General features: G+C 68.8%; 11 protein-coding genes. 4 read left to right on the forward strand and 7 right to left on the reverse strand.

The window, feature by feature from the left end:
• The first annotated feature begins 263 nt into the window (after window positions 1-263).
• Window positions 264-1,700, forward strand: coding sequence for a family 43 glycosylhydrolase (locus tag ACWEIJ_RS04355; RefSeq protein WP_449835748.1), 1,437 nt, complete (start codon window positions 264-266; stop codon window positions 1,698-1,700).
• A gap of 2 nt (window positions 1,701-1,702) precedes the next feature.
• On the opposite strand, the gene ACWEIJ_RS04360 is transcribed toward ACWEIJ_RS04355, so the two are convergent.
• Together ACWEIJ_RS04360 and ACWEIJ_RS04365 are read right to left on the reverse strand one after the other, a co-directional pair.
• The gene (locus ACWEIJ_RS04360) at window positions 1,703-3,079 is read right to left on the reverse strand and encodes a glycoside hydrolase family 43 protein (protein ID WP_449835749.1); all 1,377 of its coding nucleotides are present in this window, start codon (window positions 3,077-3,079) and stop codon (window positions 1,703-1,705) included.
• Window positions 3,080-3,295: 216 nt separating this feature from the next.
• A complete protein-coding gene (locus tag ACWEIJ_RS04365; protein ID WP_449835750.1) occupies window positions 3,296-4,807 on the reverse strand; it encodes a discoidin domain-containing protein in 1,512 nt (503 codons plus the stop codon).
• A gap of 204 nt (window positions 4,808-5,011) precedes the next feature.
• On the opposite strand from ACWEIJ_RS04365, the gene ACWEIJ_RS04370 reads away from it, so the two are divergent.
• The 3 genes from ACWEIJ_RS04370 (at window position 5,012) to ACWEIJ_RS04380 (ending at window position 7,635) form a co-directional block, all read left to right on the forward strand.
• Window positions 5,012-5,914, forward strand: coding sequence for a sporulation protein (locus ACWEIJ_RS04370; protein WP_449835751.1), 903 nt, complete (start codon window positions 5,012-5,014; stop codon window positions 5,912-5,914).
• Between the two features lie 30 nt (window positions 5,915-5,944).
• A complete protein-coding gene (locus ACWEIJ_RS04375) occupies window positions 5,945-6,214 on the forward strand; it encodes a GlsB/YeaQ/YmgE family stress response membrane protein (protein WP_449835752.1) in 270 nt (89 codons plus the stop codon).
• A gap of 173 nt (window positions 6,215-6,387) precedes the next feature.
• A complete protein-coding gene (locus tag ACWEIJ_RS04380) occupies window positions 6,388-7,635 on the forward strand; it encodes an SGNH/GDSL hydrolase family protein (protein ID WP_449835753.1) in 1,248 nt (415 codons plus the stop codon).
• Window positions 7,636-7,702: 67 nt separating this feature from the next.
• Here the strand turns inward: ACWEIJ_RS04380 and ACWEIJ_RS04385 are convergent, their stop codons facing one another.
• Genes ACWEIJ_RS04385 through ACWEIJ_RS04405 form a run of 5 tightly spaced genes read right to left on the reverse strand, consistent with a single transcriptional unit; the run spans window position 7,703 to window position 14,816 of the window.
• Window positions 7,703-8,710 (reverse strand): endo-1,4-beta-xylanase, encoded by a 1,008-nt coding sequence (locus tag ACWEIJ_RS04385; protein ID WP_449835754.1) that lies wholly within the window; start codon window positions 8,708-8,710, stop codon window positions 7,703-7,705.
• A gap of 19 nt (window positions 8,711-8,729) precedes the next feature.
• On the reverse strand, window positions 8,730-11,720 hold the full coding sequence (locus ACWEIJ_RS04390) for a glycosyl hydrolase 115 family protein (RefSeq protein WP_449835755.1): 2,991 nt from the start codon (window positions 11,718-11,720) through the stop codon (window positions 8,730-8,732).
• 23 nt (window positions 11,721-11,743) lie between these two features.
• Window positions 11,744-12,556 (reverse strand): carbohydrate ABC transporter permease, encoded by an 813-nt coding sequence (locus tag ACWEIJ_RS04395; RefSeq protein WP_449835756.1) that lies wholly within the window; start codon window positions 12,554-12,556, stop codon window positions 11,744-11,746.
• Window positions 12,556-13,518, reverse strand: a complete 963-nt coding sequence (locus tag ACWEIJ_RS04400) for a carbohydrate ABC transporter permease (protein WP_449835757.1) — start codon at window positions 13,516-13,518, stop codon at window positions 12,556-12,558. The genes ACWEIJ_RS04395 and ACWEIJ_RS04400 overlap by 1 nt, the downstream gene beginning before the upstream one ends.
• Window positions 13,518-14,816 (reverse strand): extracellular solute-binding protein, encoded by a 1,299-nt coding sequence (locus tag ACWEIJ_RS04405; RefSeq protein ID WP_449835758.1) that lies wholly within the window; start codon window positions 14,814-14,816, stop codon window positions 13,518-13,520. The genes ACWEIJ_RS04400 and ACWEIJ_RS04405 overlap by 1 nt, the downstream gene beginning before the upstream one ends.
• Window positions 14,817-14,903 lie beyond the last annotated feature (87 nt).

Here is a 14,903-nt window from a genome sequence, read left to right on the forward strand (position 1 = left end):
ACGTCGACACCGACCCAGACCAGTGGCCGATCCGTCACGTACGTACTCCTGATACCGCAGGTAAACCCCATGGACAGCCCCGCCTACAGGTCCCTAAACAGCGACGGTCCGCACCAGATCTGAATCAGTGGCCAGGGCGTCCAGAACGACGGGGCGGCCATTCCTTTCGAGCCACCGTGCGGCCGACAACCGATAAGCCACACCCCATCGCACTGGGCATCCGGAGCACTCACCCCGAACAACCTCAACCTTAGGGACAGACGATGAACAAGACCTTCCGCCTGGCCGTGCTGGCACTGGCGGCCGTCGCCTGCCTGGCCGGGATGCCCGTGACGCAGGCGGGCGCGACACCCGCGGTGCGGTACACCAACCCGATCGCGGAACGGCGCGCCGACCCGCACATCTTCAAGCACAGCGACGGTTTCTACTACTTCACCGCGACCGTGCCGGAGTACGACCGGATCGTCCTGCGCCGCGCCACCACGATCCAGGGCCTCGCCACGGCGCCGGAGACCGTGATCTGGCGCAAGCACTCCAGCGGTGACATGGCCGCCCACATCTGGGCGCCGGAGATCCACTTCATCAACGGCAAGTGGTACGTGTACTTCGCCGCGGGACGCAGTGACGACATCTGGCGCATCCGGATGTGGGTGCTGGAGAGCTCCAGCGCCGACCCGTTGACCGGAACCTGGACCGAACGCGGCCGCATCACGACCCCGTGGGACACCTTCTCGCTCGACGCCTCGACGTTCGTCAACAACGGTGTGCGGTACCTGATCTGGGCGCAGCAGGAACCCGGCATCGCCACGAACTCGAACCTCTACATCGCGCGCACGGGCGCGGACCCGTGGACGATCACCGGCACGGTCACGCGGCTGACGGTGCCGACGCTGCCCTGGGAGACCCGCGGGTACAAGGTGGCGGAAGGCCCGACGGTCCTGCAGCGCAACGGGAGGATCTTCCTGACCTACTCGGCCAGCGCCACCGACGCGAACTACTGCCTCGGCATGCTGACCGCGCCGGCGTCGGCCGACCTGCTCAACGCCGCCTCGTGGACCAAGAGCGCCGAACCGGTGTTCACCACCAACAGCACGACCGGTCAGTACGGGCCGGGCCACAACTCGTTCACGGTGTCCGAGGACGGCCGCAGCGACGTCATGGTCTACCACGACCGCAACTACCGCGACATCAACGGTGACCCGCTCAACGACCCGAACCGCCGCACGCGCGTGCAGAAGGTCTACTACAAGGCCGACGGCACACCGGACTTCGGCGTCCCGGTGCCCGACGGCCCCACGCCGGTCCGGCTCAGGTCGTACAACGTGCCCGAGAAGTTCGTGCGGCACTGGGACTTCCGCGCGAAGCTGGAGGCCGACGTGGCGCCGCTGGCCGACTCCCAGTTCAGGGTGGTGGCCGGGCTGACCGGCTCCGGCACGGTGTCGCTGGAGTCGGTGAACTTCCCCGGCTACTACCTGCGCCACCGCGACAACGAGCTGTGGGTCGAGCGCAGCGACAACAGCACGCTGTTCCGCAACGACGCCAGCTTCTCGCAACGCGCGGGCCTCGCCGACGGCTCGGCGGTGTCGTTCGAGTCGGTGAACTTCCCCGGCCTGTACCTGAGGCACAGCAACGGACTGCTGCACCTGCAGGCAGCAGGTGACGCGCAGGCGCGGGCGGACGCGACGTTCGTGCTGGAGTGAGGTCAGTACGTGACGCGGAAGGTCGCGTCGAGCTTGTCCACTGTGGAGGAGGAGCTGCTGATCGGGTCGATGCGCAGCAACGAGTTGTAGTGCCGCAGGTAGCGGTCCGGGTAGTTGAACGACCGGAACGACGTCCAGCTCGCGTCGGCGAGTCCCGGCATCTGGCGGAACGTCGCGTCCGCGCGGAACGTCGCGGAACCGTCGTCGGGCGCGAGCCGGAGCGCGTAGTCGAAGTGCCGCAGGTAGGAACCCGGGAAGTTGACCGACTCGAAGGAGACGCCGGAGGAGTCCGCGAGTCCCGGCACCAGTTTCCACAGCTGGTCGGCGTACGGGTCGAACGGGTAGGCGTCGATCCGGCCGACGTTGTCCGCGTGCCGCACGTAGCGGTCGGGGTAGTTGTAGGACTTGATGCGCCGCCACGCGGGAGTCCCCCACCGGGAGGTGAGGCCCGACAGCTCGGCGGCCGTGATCGGGGTGATGCCGAGGTGCTTGGAGTTCAGGGGTTGCGTGTAGTCGCGGTCGCTGAGCAGGGCCCAGCCGCCGCTCGCGAGATCGGTGGTCTGCCAGCAGAAGAACCTGCCGTTCGGGCTCCACGTGTCGCCCCACATGTACCAGCGGTTCTGCGTCAGCGACTTGACGATCTGCGGTGCCTCGACGCCACGTCCCGGTGAGATGCCGGTCTGGTAGGTGGTGAAGCTGCCGGGGTTGAGCGAGGACGAGCGCGCGCCGACGAGCGTGCTGTTCGTGTTGTTCTTGACGTAGAGGTAATTGACGCCGTTGACGGTCACGACGTTGCCGTCGATGGTGGCGTGGCCCGGGTCGTAGAAGACCTGGGCCGGGCCGACGTTCACGAAGTCGGTGGTGTAGTTGACCATGATGACGTCGTGGCCGCCGTAGACCGCCGAGTAGATGATCGCGTACTGGTTGCGCGACGGGTCCCAGAAGGCCTCCGGCGCCCAGCTGTGCGTGGGCATCGAGTGCAGCTTGACCCTGCGGTAGCCGGTGAACGCGCGCAGGTCCGCCGAGTCCCAGACGTGGACGTACTGGTTCTGCTGCGACCAGTCCGTGCCCTTGAGGTCGGTCGCGATCACCACGAACGCGCCGTTGCGCAGGCGCAGGACGAACGGGTCGCGCAGGCCGCCGGTGCCCGCGGTCGGTGTCACCACCGGCTTGTTCTGGTTCAGCGGCATCCAGTCGAGGCCGTCGGAGCTGACGGCCAGGTGCAGGCCGTAGTCGGCGGCGGCCATCGATGGCGACTCGGTGAAGTACGCCATGACGTAGCCCGAGTAGGTGGCCTGGGCCTGGGCGAACCTGGTGCCGAGGGCACCGGCGACCGCGGCTCCCGCCGCACCTGCGAGCAGTCCTCGTCGACCGATCATCGTCAACCCGTCCCGTCAGCCGAGCAGCCGGAACCTTCCGCCCTCGCGGTGTTAACGCTCACCTTGGGCAGCGCGGTGCTCCGGTGTCGGGGTGAGTGGCCGCTTCTGCGGGCCGGGACGCAGTATGAGGCCGGTGAGCCGCGTACATCAAGATGCGGCTCACCGGTTTCATCGATCACAGTTGCACCCGACGCTTGTTAGCGCTCACCCAGTTGTTCAGCGCTCCAGCAGGGAGACGCTGGTCCGATAGCCGGAGTCGCCGACGTACGGCACCTGGCGGGCGATGCCGATGGTGACGGCGACGTCCTTCCCGGCGATGTCACCGGTCGGGAAGTAGCGGCTCGGGATCACCCCGCCGGGGCACCAGCTGCGCGGGTTGCTCGTGGTGTTGTTGCGGAAGATGCCAGGATTGCCGTCGGGGCTGTACTGCTCCAGGTTCGCGCAGTCCACCGCGGTGGAGAACGAGCCGGCGCGGGTGCCGTTCACCGACACGGTGACCGTCGTGTTGGAGTACTCCTCACCGCCCGCCGCCGAGCCGTAGCCCGCGATCACCAGCGCGATGTCGCCGCGGTTGCCGGTCGCGGTGTGCCGCACCGGACCCGCGGTGATCGAGTTCGTGGTCTCGCGGACACCGGAGATCATCCCGGTGACGTCGTGGTCGCGCGCGGTGAGCCACGAGGAGGAGATCAGCGACAGCGAGTACTTGAAGCCGATCGCCTTGAACTCGGGGGTGAGCTCGCTGTGAGAGTCGCACGGGTCACCGCGGTACGGGTTCGAACCGCCGCCGATGCCGAGGTAGACGTCCTTGTCCGGGTCCGCGAGCGCACCGGCGTACGGGCCGAGGTCGGCGTCCGGGAAGGTGTAGTTCGCCTTGGTGCCGCGCCAGTAGTTGCTGAAGGGGGTGATGAAGTCCTGCAGCGTCACTCTCGGCGTGGTCGCGGTCGGCGTGGTGCCCTTCGGCACGGCGACGTAGAAGACCGTGCCGATCCGGTCGTAGTTGTCGCACTGCGCGTGATAGCTGACCCGCGCCCGCAGGTCGTCGCCGATCAACGCCTTCTCCGCGTCGGTCAGCCTCCTCGCGAACTCGGTGCCCCGGTTCCACATCAGCACGCCCGCGGGCGGGGTGTAGCCGGCCGGGTCCTCGCTGGTGTAGATGCCGAACTGCGGGATGTGGTCGAACACCGCGATGCTGCCGCCGCCGGGGTCGCCGGTGCTGGTGCCGAGCACCTCGAACTCGTAGATCCGCGCGGCCTGGTCGGCGCTCTGGGTCGGCGTGGTGACGACGAGCTTGGCGTAGCGGGCGTTGGTCGCGGTGATCGGGTGGGTCGTCGTGTTCGCGGTGTTGTTCGTGACCGTCACCGCGGTGGTCCAGGTGGTGCCGTCGGTGGACAACTGGATGGTGAACGCCTTGGTGTTGTAGGCGGCCGGCTCACCACCGGCACCGGCGTGCGCGATGGCGAAACCGGTGACCGACGCCGAGACCCCGAGGTCGACCTGCAGGTACCTGGCCGACGCCGCCGAGCACCACTTGTCGCTGTTGCCACCGCTGGTGCTGCCGTTGACCGCCTTCTCCGGGCCTTCGGTGCTCGCACAGGCGGCGGAACCGGTCGCCGGCCTGTTCAGGGCCAGGTTGGTGGCCGCGGTCGCGGGTGGTGGGATGACGAGCAGGGATGTGATGAGCAGGCCCGACGACGCGATCGCCCGGGCCGCCTTCAGCTGAACCGTCATGCGTGCCGATGCTGCCGAGCACGTGCCGGTGCGCGGTAGAGCCGTTCGTCTGCCGACCGCGCGTCCACAGTGGACCGGACCGCCACCCGGCGGGGTCGGTTCCAGCCGGGTAGCCGAGGGGTTCCGGACGTCCGGCAGCTGGGAGGACCGGCCGCGCGCCGGAAGACTTCGGTGCAGACCCACCCCACACGAGGAGACGGCGCGATGTTCAAGCGGATGCTGAGTGCCTTCGGTGTAGGCGGCCCGTCCGTCGACACCGTGCTGGACTCACCCCACGCCATGCCAGGCCAGCTCGTCACCGGACAGGTGCGCGTCCAGGGCGGCAGCGCGGACGCCGAGATCGGCCAGGTCGTGCTGTCGCTCGTCCCGCACGCCGAGCACTTCCGGGTGGTCGTGCAGCAGAACGTGCGGGTGCCGGCCGGGCAGCTGGTGTCGATCCCGTTCCAGCTGCCGATCCCGTGGGAGACCCCGATCACCGCGGCCGGCGGCGCCCAGCTGGGCGGCGTGACCGTGGGCGTGCGGACCGAGCTGCTGATCGCGGGCGCGCCGGACAGGGGCGATCTCGACCCGGTGGCCATCACCCCGTTGCCCTCGCAGGACAAGGTGCTGGACGCCGTCGGCCTGCTCGGTTTCTCCTTCCGCGGCACCGACGCCGAGGTGCCGCAGAAGCTCTCGTTCCTCCCGCCCGCCCAGTTCGCCGGCCGGATCGGCCAGGTCGAGCTGACGTTCGTCACGGACGCGCAGGAGCTGCAGGTCCTGCTGGAGGCCGATCGGCGCGGCGGTGAGCTGTTCGGGCGTTTCCGGGTCTCGCACCAGGAGGCGCTGGTCACCGACTGGGCGTCGGCGATCAGCGGCTGGCTCGTCCAGGTGGCCGAGCGCGGCGGCGCGAACCCCGTGTTCGCCGGTCAGCCCAGCCAGTTCGACCACTCCGGCCAGCCCGGCCAGTTCGGCCAGCCCGGCCAGTTCGGTCAACTCAGCCAGCCCCAGCAGCCCGGCCGACGTACGGGTCCCGGCATGGGCGGCATGCTCGCCGCCGGTGCCGCGGGCGTCGTCGGCGGCATGGTCCTGAGCGAGATGGCCGACGACTTCTTCGGCGACGAAGACTGATCCCCGCCCGAGTCACCCGAGGAGCACCCAGTGGCCATTTCCGGAATCTTCAGCGCACTGATCATCGGCCTGATCATCGGCGCACTAGGCAGACTGGTCGTGCCGGGCAGGCAACGCATCCCGCTCTGGCTGACCATCGGCATCGGCATCGGCGCGGCGTTGATCGGCACGTTCGCCGCCACCAAGCTCGGCGTCGCGCACACCCGCGGCATCGACTGGATCGAGCTGCTCATCCAGATCGCGCTCGCGGCCGGCGGGGTGAGCCTCGCGGCGGGACTGTACCGCCGCGAGAAGGTCTAACCGGCCCCAAGAACCTGTGCGGCAGGAGATGCCTCCCTCCTGCCGCACAGCCCAAAACCGCCAGACGACCACACGCCTGGCGAGAGGAAAGCGCTTTCACACGGGTGATTGACGGCCCTGCGACCCTCCCCTACGTTGCGATTTCGGGAGTATTTCCGGAAAGGCGGGGGATCATGCGCAGACGTTCACTCCTCGGCGCGGCCGTCGCGACGGTCGCGCTGTCCGGCACCAAAACGGCGGTCGCGGACGGCAAGGCAGGGGCTCGCTGGGTCAACACCTGGGTGTCCATGCCGCAGCTGTGCGAGCCGGGCAACATGCCGCCACCACCGTTCACCCAGGACAACCTCGTGCTGGCGAACGCGACGTTGCGCCAGACCGTCCGGGTCACCATCGGCGGCCGGCGGATGCGGTTGCGCTTCTCCAACGCCTTCGGCGGCGCGAACCTCCCCATCACGGCGGTCACCGTCGCGCTCGCGACCAAAGCCGGTGGCAGTGCGGTCGTGCCCGGAACGGTGCGAAGGGTCACGTTCAACCGCAGGTCCTCTGTGGACATCCCGGTCGGTGCACTGGCCGTGTCCGACCCGCTGGACTTCGCGCTCAAGCCCGGCACGAACGTCACGGTGAGCGTGTACCTCGCCGACGGGCAGGCGTCCAGCTCGATCACCGCGCATCCCGGTTCCCGCACCACGTCCCACCTCCTGGCGGGCAACCACGTCGAGGCGGACGACCTGTCCGGCGCCACGACGACCGACCACTGGTACTTCTTCAGCGGCATCGAGGTCGTCGCCGAGGCGGCCGCGGTGGTGGTGATCGGCGACTCGCTGACCGACGGCCGCGGGTCCACGACCAACGGCAACGACCGCTGGCCCGACCGGCTCTTCGACCGGCTGCAGGCCGAACGGCGCGGGGTCGCGGTGCTCAACCAGGCCGCCGGCGGCAACCGGGTGCTGCACGACGGCCTCGGGCCCAGCGTGCTGGCCCGGCTCGACCGGGATCTGCTGGCGCAGAGCGGTGTCGCGTGGCTGCTGCTGTTCGAGGGCATCAACGACATCGGCACGGCGGCTCCCGACGAGAGCTCCCAGAAGAAGGTCGCCGAGGACCTGCTCGCCGGGTACGAGCAGATCCTCGACCGGGCCCACGCGCACGACCTGGCGGTGTTCGGCGCGACGCTGCTCCCGTTCGGCGGCAGCTTCTACGACGACCCCGGTGGTTTCCGCGAGACGGCCAGGCAGACCGTGAACCGGTGGATCCGCACGAGCCGCCGCTTCGACGCCGTCATCGACTTCGACGCCGCCGTGCGCGATCCGGCCGCGCCCCGGCAGCTGCTGCCCGCGGTCGACGTGGGCGACCACCTCCACCTGAACCCGGCGGGTTACCGGGTCCTGGCGGAGGCGGTCCCCACGCGGCTCTTCCGCCGGTAGTGCGTGAGCGGTTCCGGCCATCCCTGGTCGGCCGGAACCGCTCACGGCCTCATCTCAGGGTTGAATCTCAGGGGTTGATGCGCTGGTACGCCGGCTTCGGCCGCAGGTTCGTGTCGAAGAGGCACGCGGCCCCCTCACCGGGGAACGTCCCCGGGATCCACGAGTGGCGATCGGTGTAACCCCACGTCGTGAACTCCACGCACCGCGAGACGGCGTGGCACGCGTCCCAGATCTGCTTGTAGTAGCTCGCCTGGGTGTTGAGCTTCGCCGCGTCGGCCGGCAGCGGGACGCGCACGTCGGCCTCGGTGATCGCGATGTCGAGTCCCAGCGCGGCGAACCGCTCCATGTTCTGGCGGAAGCTCGACGGGAAGGCGTACTTGGTCGCCAGGTGCGTCTGGATGCCGATGCCGTCGATCGGCACGCCCTGCTGCTTGAGCGCCTTCACCATGTTGTACAGGCCGGTGCTCTTGGCGTTGATGCCTTCGGTGTTGTAGTCGTTGATGTAGAGCTTGGCCGACGGGTCCGCGGCACGGGCCCAGCGGAACGCGTCCGCCACGTACCCGTCGCCGAGCTTCTGCTGGAAGATCGACTGCCGGCGCGAACCGTCCTCGTTGAACATCTCGTTGACGACGTCCCACGCGCGGATCTTGCCCTTGTAGCGGCCCATCTCGGTGTTGATGTGCTGCTGGGTCACGCTGCGCAGCTCCGCGGAGCTGAGGTTGTTCAGGTAGTTCGGGTACTGGCTGTGCCACACCAGCGTGTGCCCGCGCACGGTCATGCGGTTCTGCTGGGCGAAGTTGACGATCGCGTCGGCACCGCCCCAGTTGTACTGGCCGCGGTTCGGCTCGACGCTCGCCCACTTCATCTCGTTCTCGGGCGTGATGTTGCCGAACTCGCGTGTCAGCACCGACTTGAAGTCGGCCTCGTTGAGGTTCTGGGCAGCTACCGCACTACCGACGACCCTGCTGGTGATGCTCTTCAACGGTCCCGCCGCCGACGCGGGAACCGCCTGGCTCGTCGCCATCACGGCCGCCGCCGCCGTGATCGCGAGAACCTGTGGTAAGCGCAACTTCATTGTCGCTCCTTGTGGTTGGCTACAACCTTGTGCTCTCCGGCGGTCCGAGGTAGCTCGGTCGCAGTCCGCCGGTGTCCACGACGAGCTTCTGCACGACGACGGTCGGATCGACCATCCAGAACCGGAGCACGTGCGGTCCGGGGGTGAGCACGTGCCTGGTGGCCATGCGGTTGACGTTGTCGGAGGTGATCCGCTCCCACTGCCGGTTCATCAGCGAGTGGTCGGCGCCGGACGCCTTGATCACGTCGACGACCTGAGGTGCCTCGTCGTCGAACGACACCGCGTACCGCAGACCCGGTGTGGGCAGGACGCCGGCACGGGGCGAGAGGTACGCCCACACCGTCACCTCGCCGGAGGTGAACAGCGTCATCCGGTACTCCAGCCGCGGCCCGCGACCGGCCTCCTGCCGCGCGGCGGTGACGGGGAACGGTTTCATGCCCGCCCCGGTCCGGCCGATGCCGGGAATCCGCCGCCATTGCACACCACCCACGCCGATGTTCGCGCTGTGGTGTTCCGCCTCGATCGAGACGTAGCCGTTGGCCTCCATGAACCCCTGCCGCCACGCACGCGGCACGTCGGGGTTGCGGACCACCGCCTCCACGGTGACCGTGCGGCCCGCGCCGGACACGACGATCGGCACGCTCGTCGTGCCCTTCGGTGCCCGTGACCAGTCGACCGAGACCGTCGCCCGCAGCTGCTTCTCGACCCGGCCGGACGACGGCCGCACCACCAGCCAGGGCACCCCGGCGCGCAGCGTGCAGCCGAACGGCTCGGTGCCGCGGTTGAAGACGTCGACGAACGGCGCGGGCTGGCTGGAGAACGGGCTGAGCTCCGGCAGCACCGGACTGTCCGAAGAGGACGGCCACCACTGCTCGGAACCGTCGATCGCCACGCCCATCTCGGCGCCGGAGACCGGCGTGATCCGCCGCACCGCGGGGAAGATCACGTCGGGCAGCGCCACGTTGTCCTTCTCGGGCTGCTGCCACGGCGCGTTCGGGCCGTAGCGGTCCACGTCGCCGTAGTCGATGTGCGGCTGGGTCTGGAAACCCTGCCACTTGCCGCCCGCGATCCCGGTGTTGTACCGCTCGGCCAGCGCGAGGTCGTCGGCGAACCGCGCCTCGGTCGTCGCGGCGAGATCGTTGGCCGACGCACGGCCTTGCTGCGCGTGGAAGAGGTTCGTGAACTCCGCGTGCCGCAGCTCGTACAGGTTCGCGGTCGCCTTCACCGGGTACAGCACCAGTTGGAAGAAGGCGTCCTGATAGGACCGAGGTACCCGAGTGGCGAGCCGCGAGGCGCGCTCGCCCAGCCGCCGCCACTCCTCCGTCACGCGGTCCAGCTCGCGGTAGTGGATCAGGCTGAACGGGGTCATCTTGTCGTCGTAGACGATCGCGGTGCCCTCACCGGTGATCCTGCGGTTGAGCAGCTCGGGCTTGCGCCGTGCCTGCAGCGTGCCGTAGGTGTGCAGCACCTCGGCGATCTCCGCGGCGAGCCGCCGGCCGAAGTTCTGCGCCGCGTAGTCGCGTTCCCACTCGGTCACCCGCTCCAGCGGCATCGGCCGCCAGGCCTGGTCGAGGAAGAACTGCACGGGCAGCTCGTTGCCCTTGAAGTCACCGACGTTCGCCACCCACAGCCGTGAGATGCCGTACTGCGCGGCCTGGTCGAGCTGCTCCCACACGTTGGCGAGCGCGGCCGTGTCGACCCACTTGTAGCAGCGGCCGCCACCGACGTAGTCGAAGTGGTAGTACAGGCCGTAGCCGCCGGCGCGGGGCGGCAGCGAACGGTCCGGCAGCCGGCACAGGTTGCCCCAGTTGTCGTCCGGGAACACGACGGTGACGTGGTCGGGCGGCCGCAGCCCCTTGTCCCAGTACCGCAGGACCTCCTTGTAGAGCGTCCACACCTGCGGGATCGACGCCGGGTCACGGCCGGTGACGCGGGCCAGCACCTCCTGCTCGGCGGTCAGGATCGACTGCATCAGCTCGATGCTGTCGCCGTCGGGCAGCTGGGTGTCGCCGTTGCCGCGCATGCCGACGGTGACGACGCCCTCGAAGTCCTCGTCCATCATGCGTTTGATGCCGTCGGCCCAGTACGCCCTGATCGCGTCGGGGTTGCGGCGGAAGCTCCACTCCCCCGTGCCGCCGTACGGGTCCTGGCCCGCTTTGGCGTGGCGGTTCCACTCCTCGATGCCGCGCATCATCGGCGCCTCGTGCGAGGTGCCCATGACGACGCCGTAGCGCTTGGCGGTGGCGTGGTTGAGCGGGTCGTCCTCGGCGAACGCGCGGCCCCACACCGCGGGCCACACGTAGTTCCCCTTCAGGCGCAGGACGGTCTCGAAGACCTTCTCCCAGAAGAGGTGGTTGAAGCCGCCGGGGTAGCCGGGTGCCTTGCCGGGACCGAAGTACCGCGGCGCCCACGTGCCCAGCGCCGGGTTCTCGTCGTTGACGAAGATGCCGCGGTACTTGACGAACGGCGTGCCCAGGCTGTGCCGTCCTGCCCGCACGTGCAGTTCGTCGTGGTGCTCCACGGGCACGTCGTCCCACCAGTACCAGGGCGAGACGCCGATGTTGCGGGAGAGGTCGTAGGTGCCGTAGATCGTGCCGCGCGGGTCGCTGCCGGTGATCACCAGCACGCGCCGGCCGCCCGTCCGCACGGTCTCGGTCAGGGAGGTCTCCCACTTGCCCGCGATCCCCTTGACGTCCAACTGCCCGGACGTCACGAGCGAGTCCACCAGCGGGCTGCGGCCGAGCGACCCGATCAGCACCACGTCGCCGTCCACCGGCAGCGCGTTCACCAGCGCGGGTTTGACGCCGGTGACGCGTTCGACGTCCGACTGGAGGTCGCCCGCGACCCGCACGACACCGGGATGGTCGGCGTCGCTGACCACGAGGGTGGTGGCTTTCCCCTTGGACACCAGGGGAAAGCTCCCCGAACCACCTCGGGTGGACACGTACTCGCTGACCGCGAGCGCGGCCATCAGTTGCAGGAAGTTCCGCCGGGCGAGGGACGAGATCATCGTTGAGCTCCTCCTGGCGAAGGTCAGCCCTTCACCGAACCGGTGAGTCCGCCGACCATGCGGCGTTCGGCGAGCACGAAGAACGTGAGCGCCGGGATCATGGACAACGCGGTGAACGCGAGCACCTTCGCGGTGTCCTGGGTGTGCTCGGACTGGAACATCGCCACGCCGAGCGGGAGCGTGAAGTGGGTGGAGTCGTTGAACACGAGCAGTGGCAGCAGGAAGAAGTTCCAGCTGCTGACGAACGCGAGCACGGACACCGTGGCCAGAGCGGGCCTCGACAGCGGCAGCAGGATCCGCCAGAAGAACCCGAGCTTGGCCGCGCCGTCGAGCAGCGCGGCGTCCTCCAGCTCGCGGGGGATGGCGTGCATGAACGGCCGCAGGATCACGATCGTGATCGGCAGCGAGAACGCGGCCTCGGGAATCGCGACGCCGAGCGGGTTCTCCAGCAGGCCGAGCTGGCGCAGCCACAGGTACAGCGGCAGCGTCGCGACGCCGAGCGGGAACAGCAGGCCGAGCGTGAACAGCGTGTAGAACGCCTCCCGGCCCCTGAACACGTAACGGGACAACGCGAAGGCCGCCATCGAGCCCAGCACGACCGCGAGCGTCGTCGCGATCACCGCGATGAACGCGCTGTTGCCGAGCAGCCGCCAGAACACCGGCGAGCTCAGCACGTCCCGGTAGTTGTCCCACACCCACGGGCCGGGCAGCCCTGCGGGCGAGGAGTTGATCTGCGCCGTGGTGCGGAACCCGCCCAGCAGCACGAACAGCAACGGCACGACCGTGACGCCGACGACGGCGAACGCCGTGAGGTAGCCGACAGCGTTGCGGCGCATCAGCCCACCGCCCCTTCGGTGTCCCGGCGCAGCGCGTACCGCTGGTACAGCAACGCGAACAGGAAGCAGATGAGGAACAGGATCACCGCGACCGCGCTGCCGAACCCGAACTCGTAGCGCTTGAAGCCGTGGTCGATCAGGTAGGTCGCCATGGTCGACGACGCGTTGGCGGGCCCGCCCAGGGTCATGATCCAGACCAGGTCGAACAGCTGCAGCGACCCGATCACCGACAGGAAGATCCACACCCGGATCGTCGGACCCAGCAGCGGCAGCACGACGTGCCGGGTGGCCTGCCAGCTCGTCGCGCCGTCCAGCGCGGCGGCCTCGCGCAGCTCGGCCGGGATGCCCTGCAGCCCGGCGAGCAGCAGGATCACGCCGAACCCGATGTACTTCCAGGTGATCACGACGAACAGCGTGTAGAGCACGATCCGCTGGTCGGCCAGCCACTGCTGCACGAGCCAGTCGAGGCCGACGCCGCGCAGCACCTCGTCAACGAACCCGCCCGGCTGCAGCATGAGCAGCCAGATCACCGCGGTCACGGCCTCGGACAGCACGTACGGCGCGAAGACCACCATCCGCAGGAACGTCCGGCCGCGCAGTTTCCGGTTGAGCAACAGCGCGAGACCGATGCTCAACGGCAGCTGCACGATGATCGACAGCGCGGCGATGATCAGGTTGTGCCCGATCGAGCCGCGGAACACGTCACCGGAGAACGCGTCGACGTAGTTGTCCAGACCGACGAAGTCCGTCAGCGGGCCGAAGCCGTTCCACGAGTAGAGGCTGTAGTAGACGGCCACGAAGATCGGCACCAGCACGAACCCGGCGAACAGCACCAGACCCGGTGCCAGCAGGAGCGCGAGCTCGAGTCTTGTGCGCGTGCGGGACCGCCGCCGGGCGCCCCCAGCCGCTGGCGCGTGCGGACTGGGGGCGGTCAACGGCCGCGAACTGGTCGCGGTGCTCATCATTTGTTCCCGGCGGCCGCCTGGCTCACCGACTTCACGATCGTGTCCGGCCCGCCCTGCCCGGCGAAGAAGTTCGCGATCGCGTCGTTGAGCGCCTGGCCGACGTTGGTCGGCATGGCGATGTCGAAGTAGAACTGCAGGTGCGGAGCCTTCGACACGTACTCCGAGATCTTCTTGTGCGTCTCGGTCTTCAGCGACGCCACCGCGGCCGGGTGCACGGGCAGGCCGGATCCGGTCGCGGCGAGCTTCTTCTGCACCTCCTCGCCGACGAGGTAGCCGAGGAAGTCCGCGCACGCCTTGGCCGCACGCGTGGTGCAGGAGAAGCCGTCACCGCCGCCGAGCACGGAGTTCGGGTCGCCCTGCCCGCCCGGCACCGCCGGGAACGGGAACCAGCCGAGCTTCGAGTCCAGGTCCTTGTCCTCGGTCAGCGACTGCATCACGTCCGGGTTCCAGTCGCCCTGCAGCTCCATGGCCGCCTTGCCGGTCGCGAGCAGGCCCGCCGAGCTGCCCGCGCCCTGCTGGGCCGGAGTGCCGACGAACCCGTCCTGGAACGGCTTGGTGTCGATGAACGCCTTGAGGTTCTCGCCCGCCTTGGTGAAGCACGGGTCGGAGAAGTCCTTCTTGTCGATCGCGGTCTTCAGCGAGTCGACCGAGCACTGGCGGATCGCGAAGTAGTTGTAGTAGAACGCGTCCGGCCAGCGGTCCTTGCCACCGACCGCGATCGGCACGATGTTCGCGGCCTTCAGCTTGGCCACCGCGGCGTTCAGCTCGTCCAGCGTGGTCGGGGTGCTGGTCACACCGGCGTTCGCGAAGACGTCCTTGCGGTACCAGAAGCCCACGGCGTGCATCTGGTACGGCACGCCGTACTGCTTGCCGCCGGACTGCCAGCCCTTGGCCGCCTGGCCGAGCGGGCCGATCCAGCTCTGCGACGCCTGCGTGATGTCCGCGAGCTTGCCGGAGCTCAGCTGCGAGACGAGTGAGCCACCGCCCCACTGCTGGAAGATGTCCGGCGGTGTGTTGCCCTGCAGTGCGAGCGGCACCTTGGTCTGGAACTGCTCGTTCTGCAGCGGCTCGATGGTGAACGAGACGTCCGGGTGGGTCTTGTGGAAGTCGTCGGCCACTCCCTGCCAGATCGACTTCATGGGTTCGGTGGTCCGGTTGTGCCACCACGTGAGGGTGACCGGCCCGTTGGCCGAGGCGTCGCCACCCGAGCCGCTGCACGCGGCGAGCAGGAGGGTCGCCGCGGCGGCGAGGGCGACGGACAACTTCCGCCTTGAATGCATGGTTGCGGAACGCATTGGTCCACTCCTGACGACGTCGGCCGAGTTGGACGGGGCGTGATCGATGCGCGACGGCTAGTGAGAATCCACGCTCGAACGCGCCGT

Source organism: Lentzea sp. NPDC004789, assembly GCF_053601075.1.

What these genes read in the sequence shown, in the direction of transcription:
- ACWEIJ_RS04380 (WP_449835753.1), top strand. Translation starts at nt 6,388, where the DNA reads ATGCGCAGACGTTCACTCCTCGGCGCGGCCGTCGCGACGGTCGCGCTG.
- ACWEIJ_RS04370 (WP_449835751.1), top strand. Translation starts at nt 5,012, where the DNA reads ATGTTCAAGCGGATGCTGAGTGCCTTCGGTGTAGGCGGCCCGTCCGTC.
- ACWEIJ_RS04400 (WP_449835757.1), bottom strand. Translation starts at nt 13,518, where the DNA reads ATGAGCACCGCGACCAGTTCGCGGCCGTTGACCGCCCCCAGTCCGCAC.
- ACWEIJ_RS04360 (WP_449835749.1), bottom strand. Translation starts at nt 3,079, where the DNA reads ATGATCGGTCGACGAGGACTGCTCGCAGGTGCGGCGGGAGCCGCGGTC.
- ACWEIJ_RS04355 (WP_449835748.1), top strand. Translation starts at nt 264, where the DNA reads ATGAACAAGACCTTCCGCCTGGCCGTGCTGGCACTGGCGGCCGTCGCC.
- ACWEIJ_RS04365 (WP_449835750.1), bottom strand. Translation starts at nt 4,807, where the DNA reads ATGACGGTTCAGCTGAAGGCGGCCCGGGCGATCGCGTCGTCGGGCCTG.
- ACWEIJ_RS04395 (WP_449835756.1), bottom strand. Translation starts at nt 12,556, where the DNA reads ATGCGCCGCAACGCTGTCGGCTACCTCACGGCGTTCGCCGTCGTCGGC.
- ACWEIJ_RS04390 (WP_449835755.1), bottom strand. Translation starts at nt 11,720, where the DNA reads ATGATCTCGTCCCTCGCCCGGCGGAACTTCCTGCAACTGATGGCCGCG.
- ACWEIJ_RS04385 (WP_449835754.1), bottom strand. Translation starts at nt 8,710, where the DNA reads ATGAAGTTGCGCTTACCACAGGTTCTCGCGATCACGGCGGCGGCGGCC.
- ACWEIJ_RS04405 (WP_449835758.1), bottom strand. Translation starts at nt 14,816, where the DNA reads ATGCGTTCCGCAACCATGCATTCAAGGCGGAAGTTGTCCGTCGCCCTC.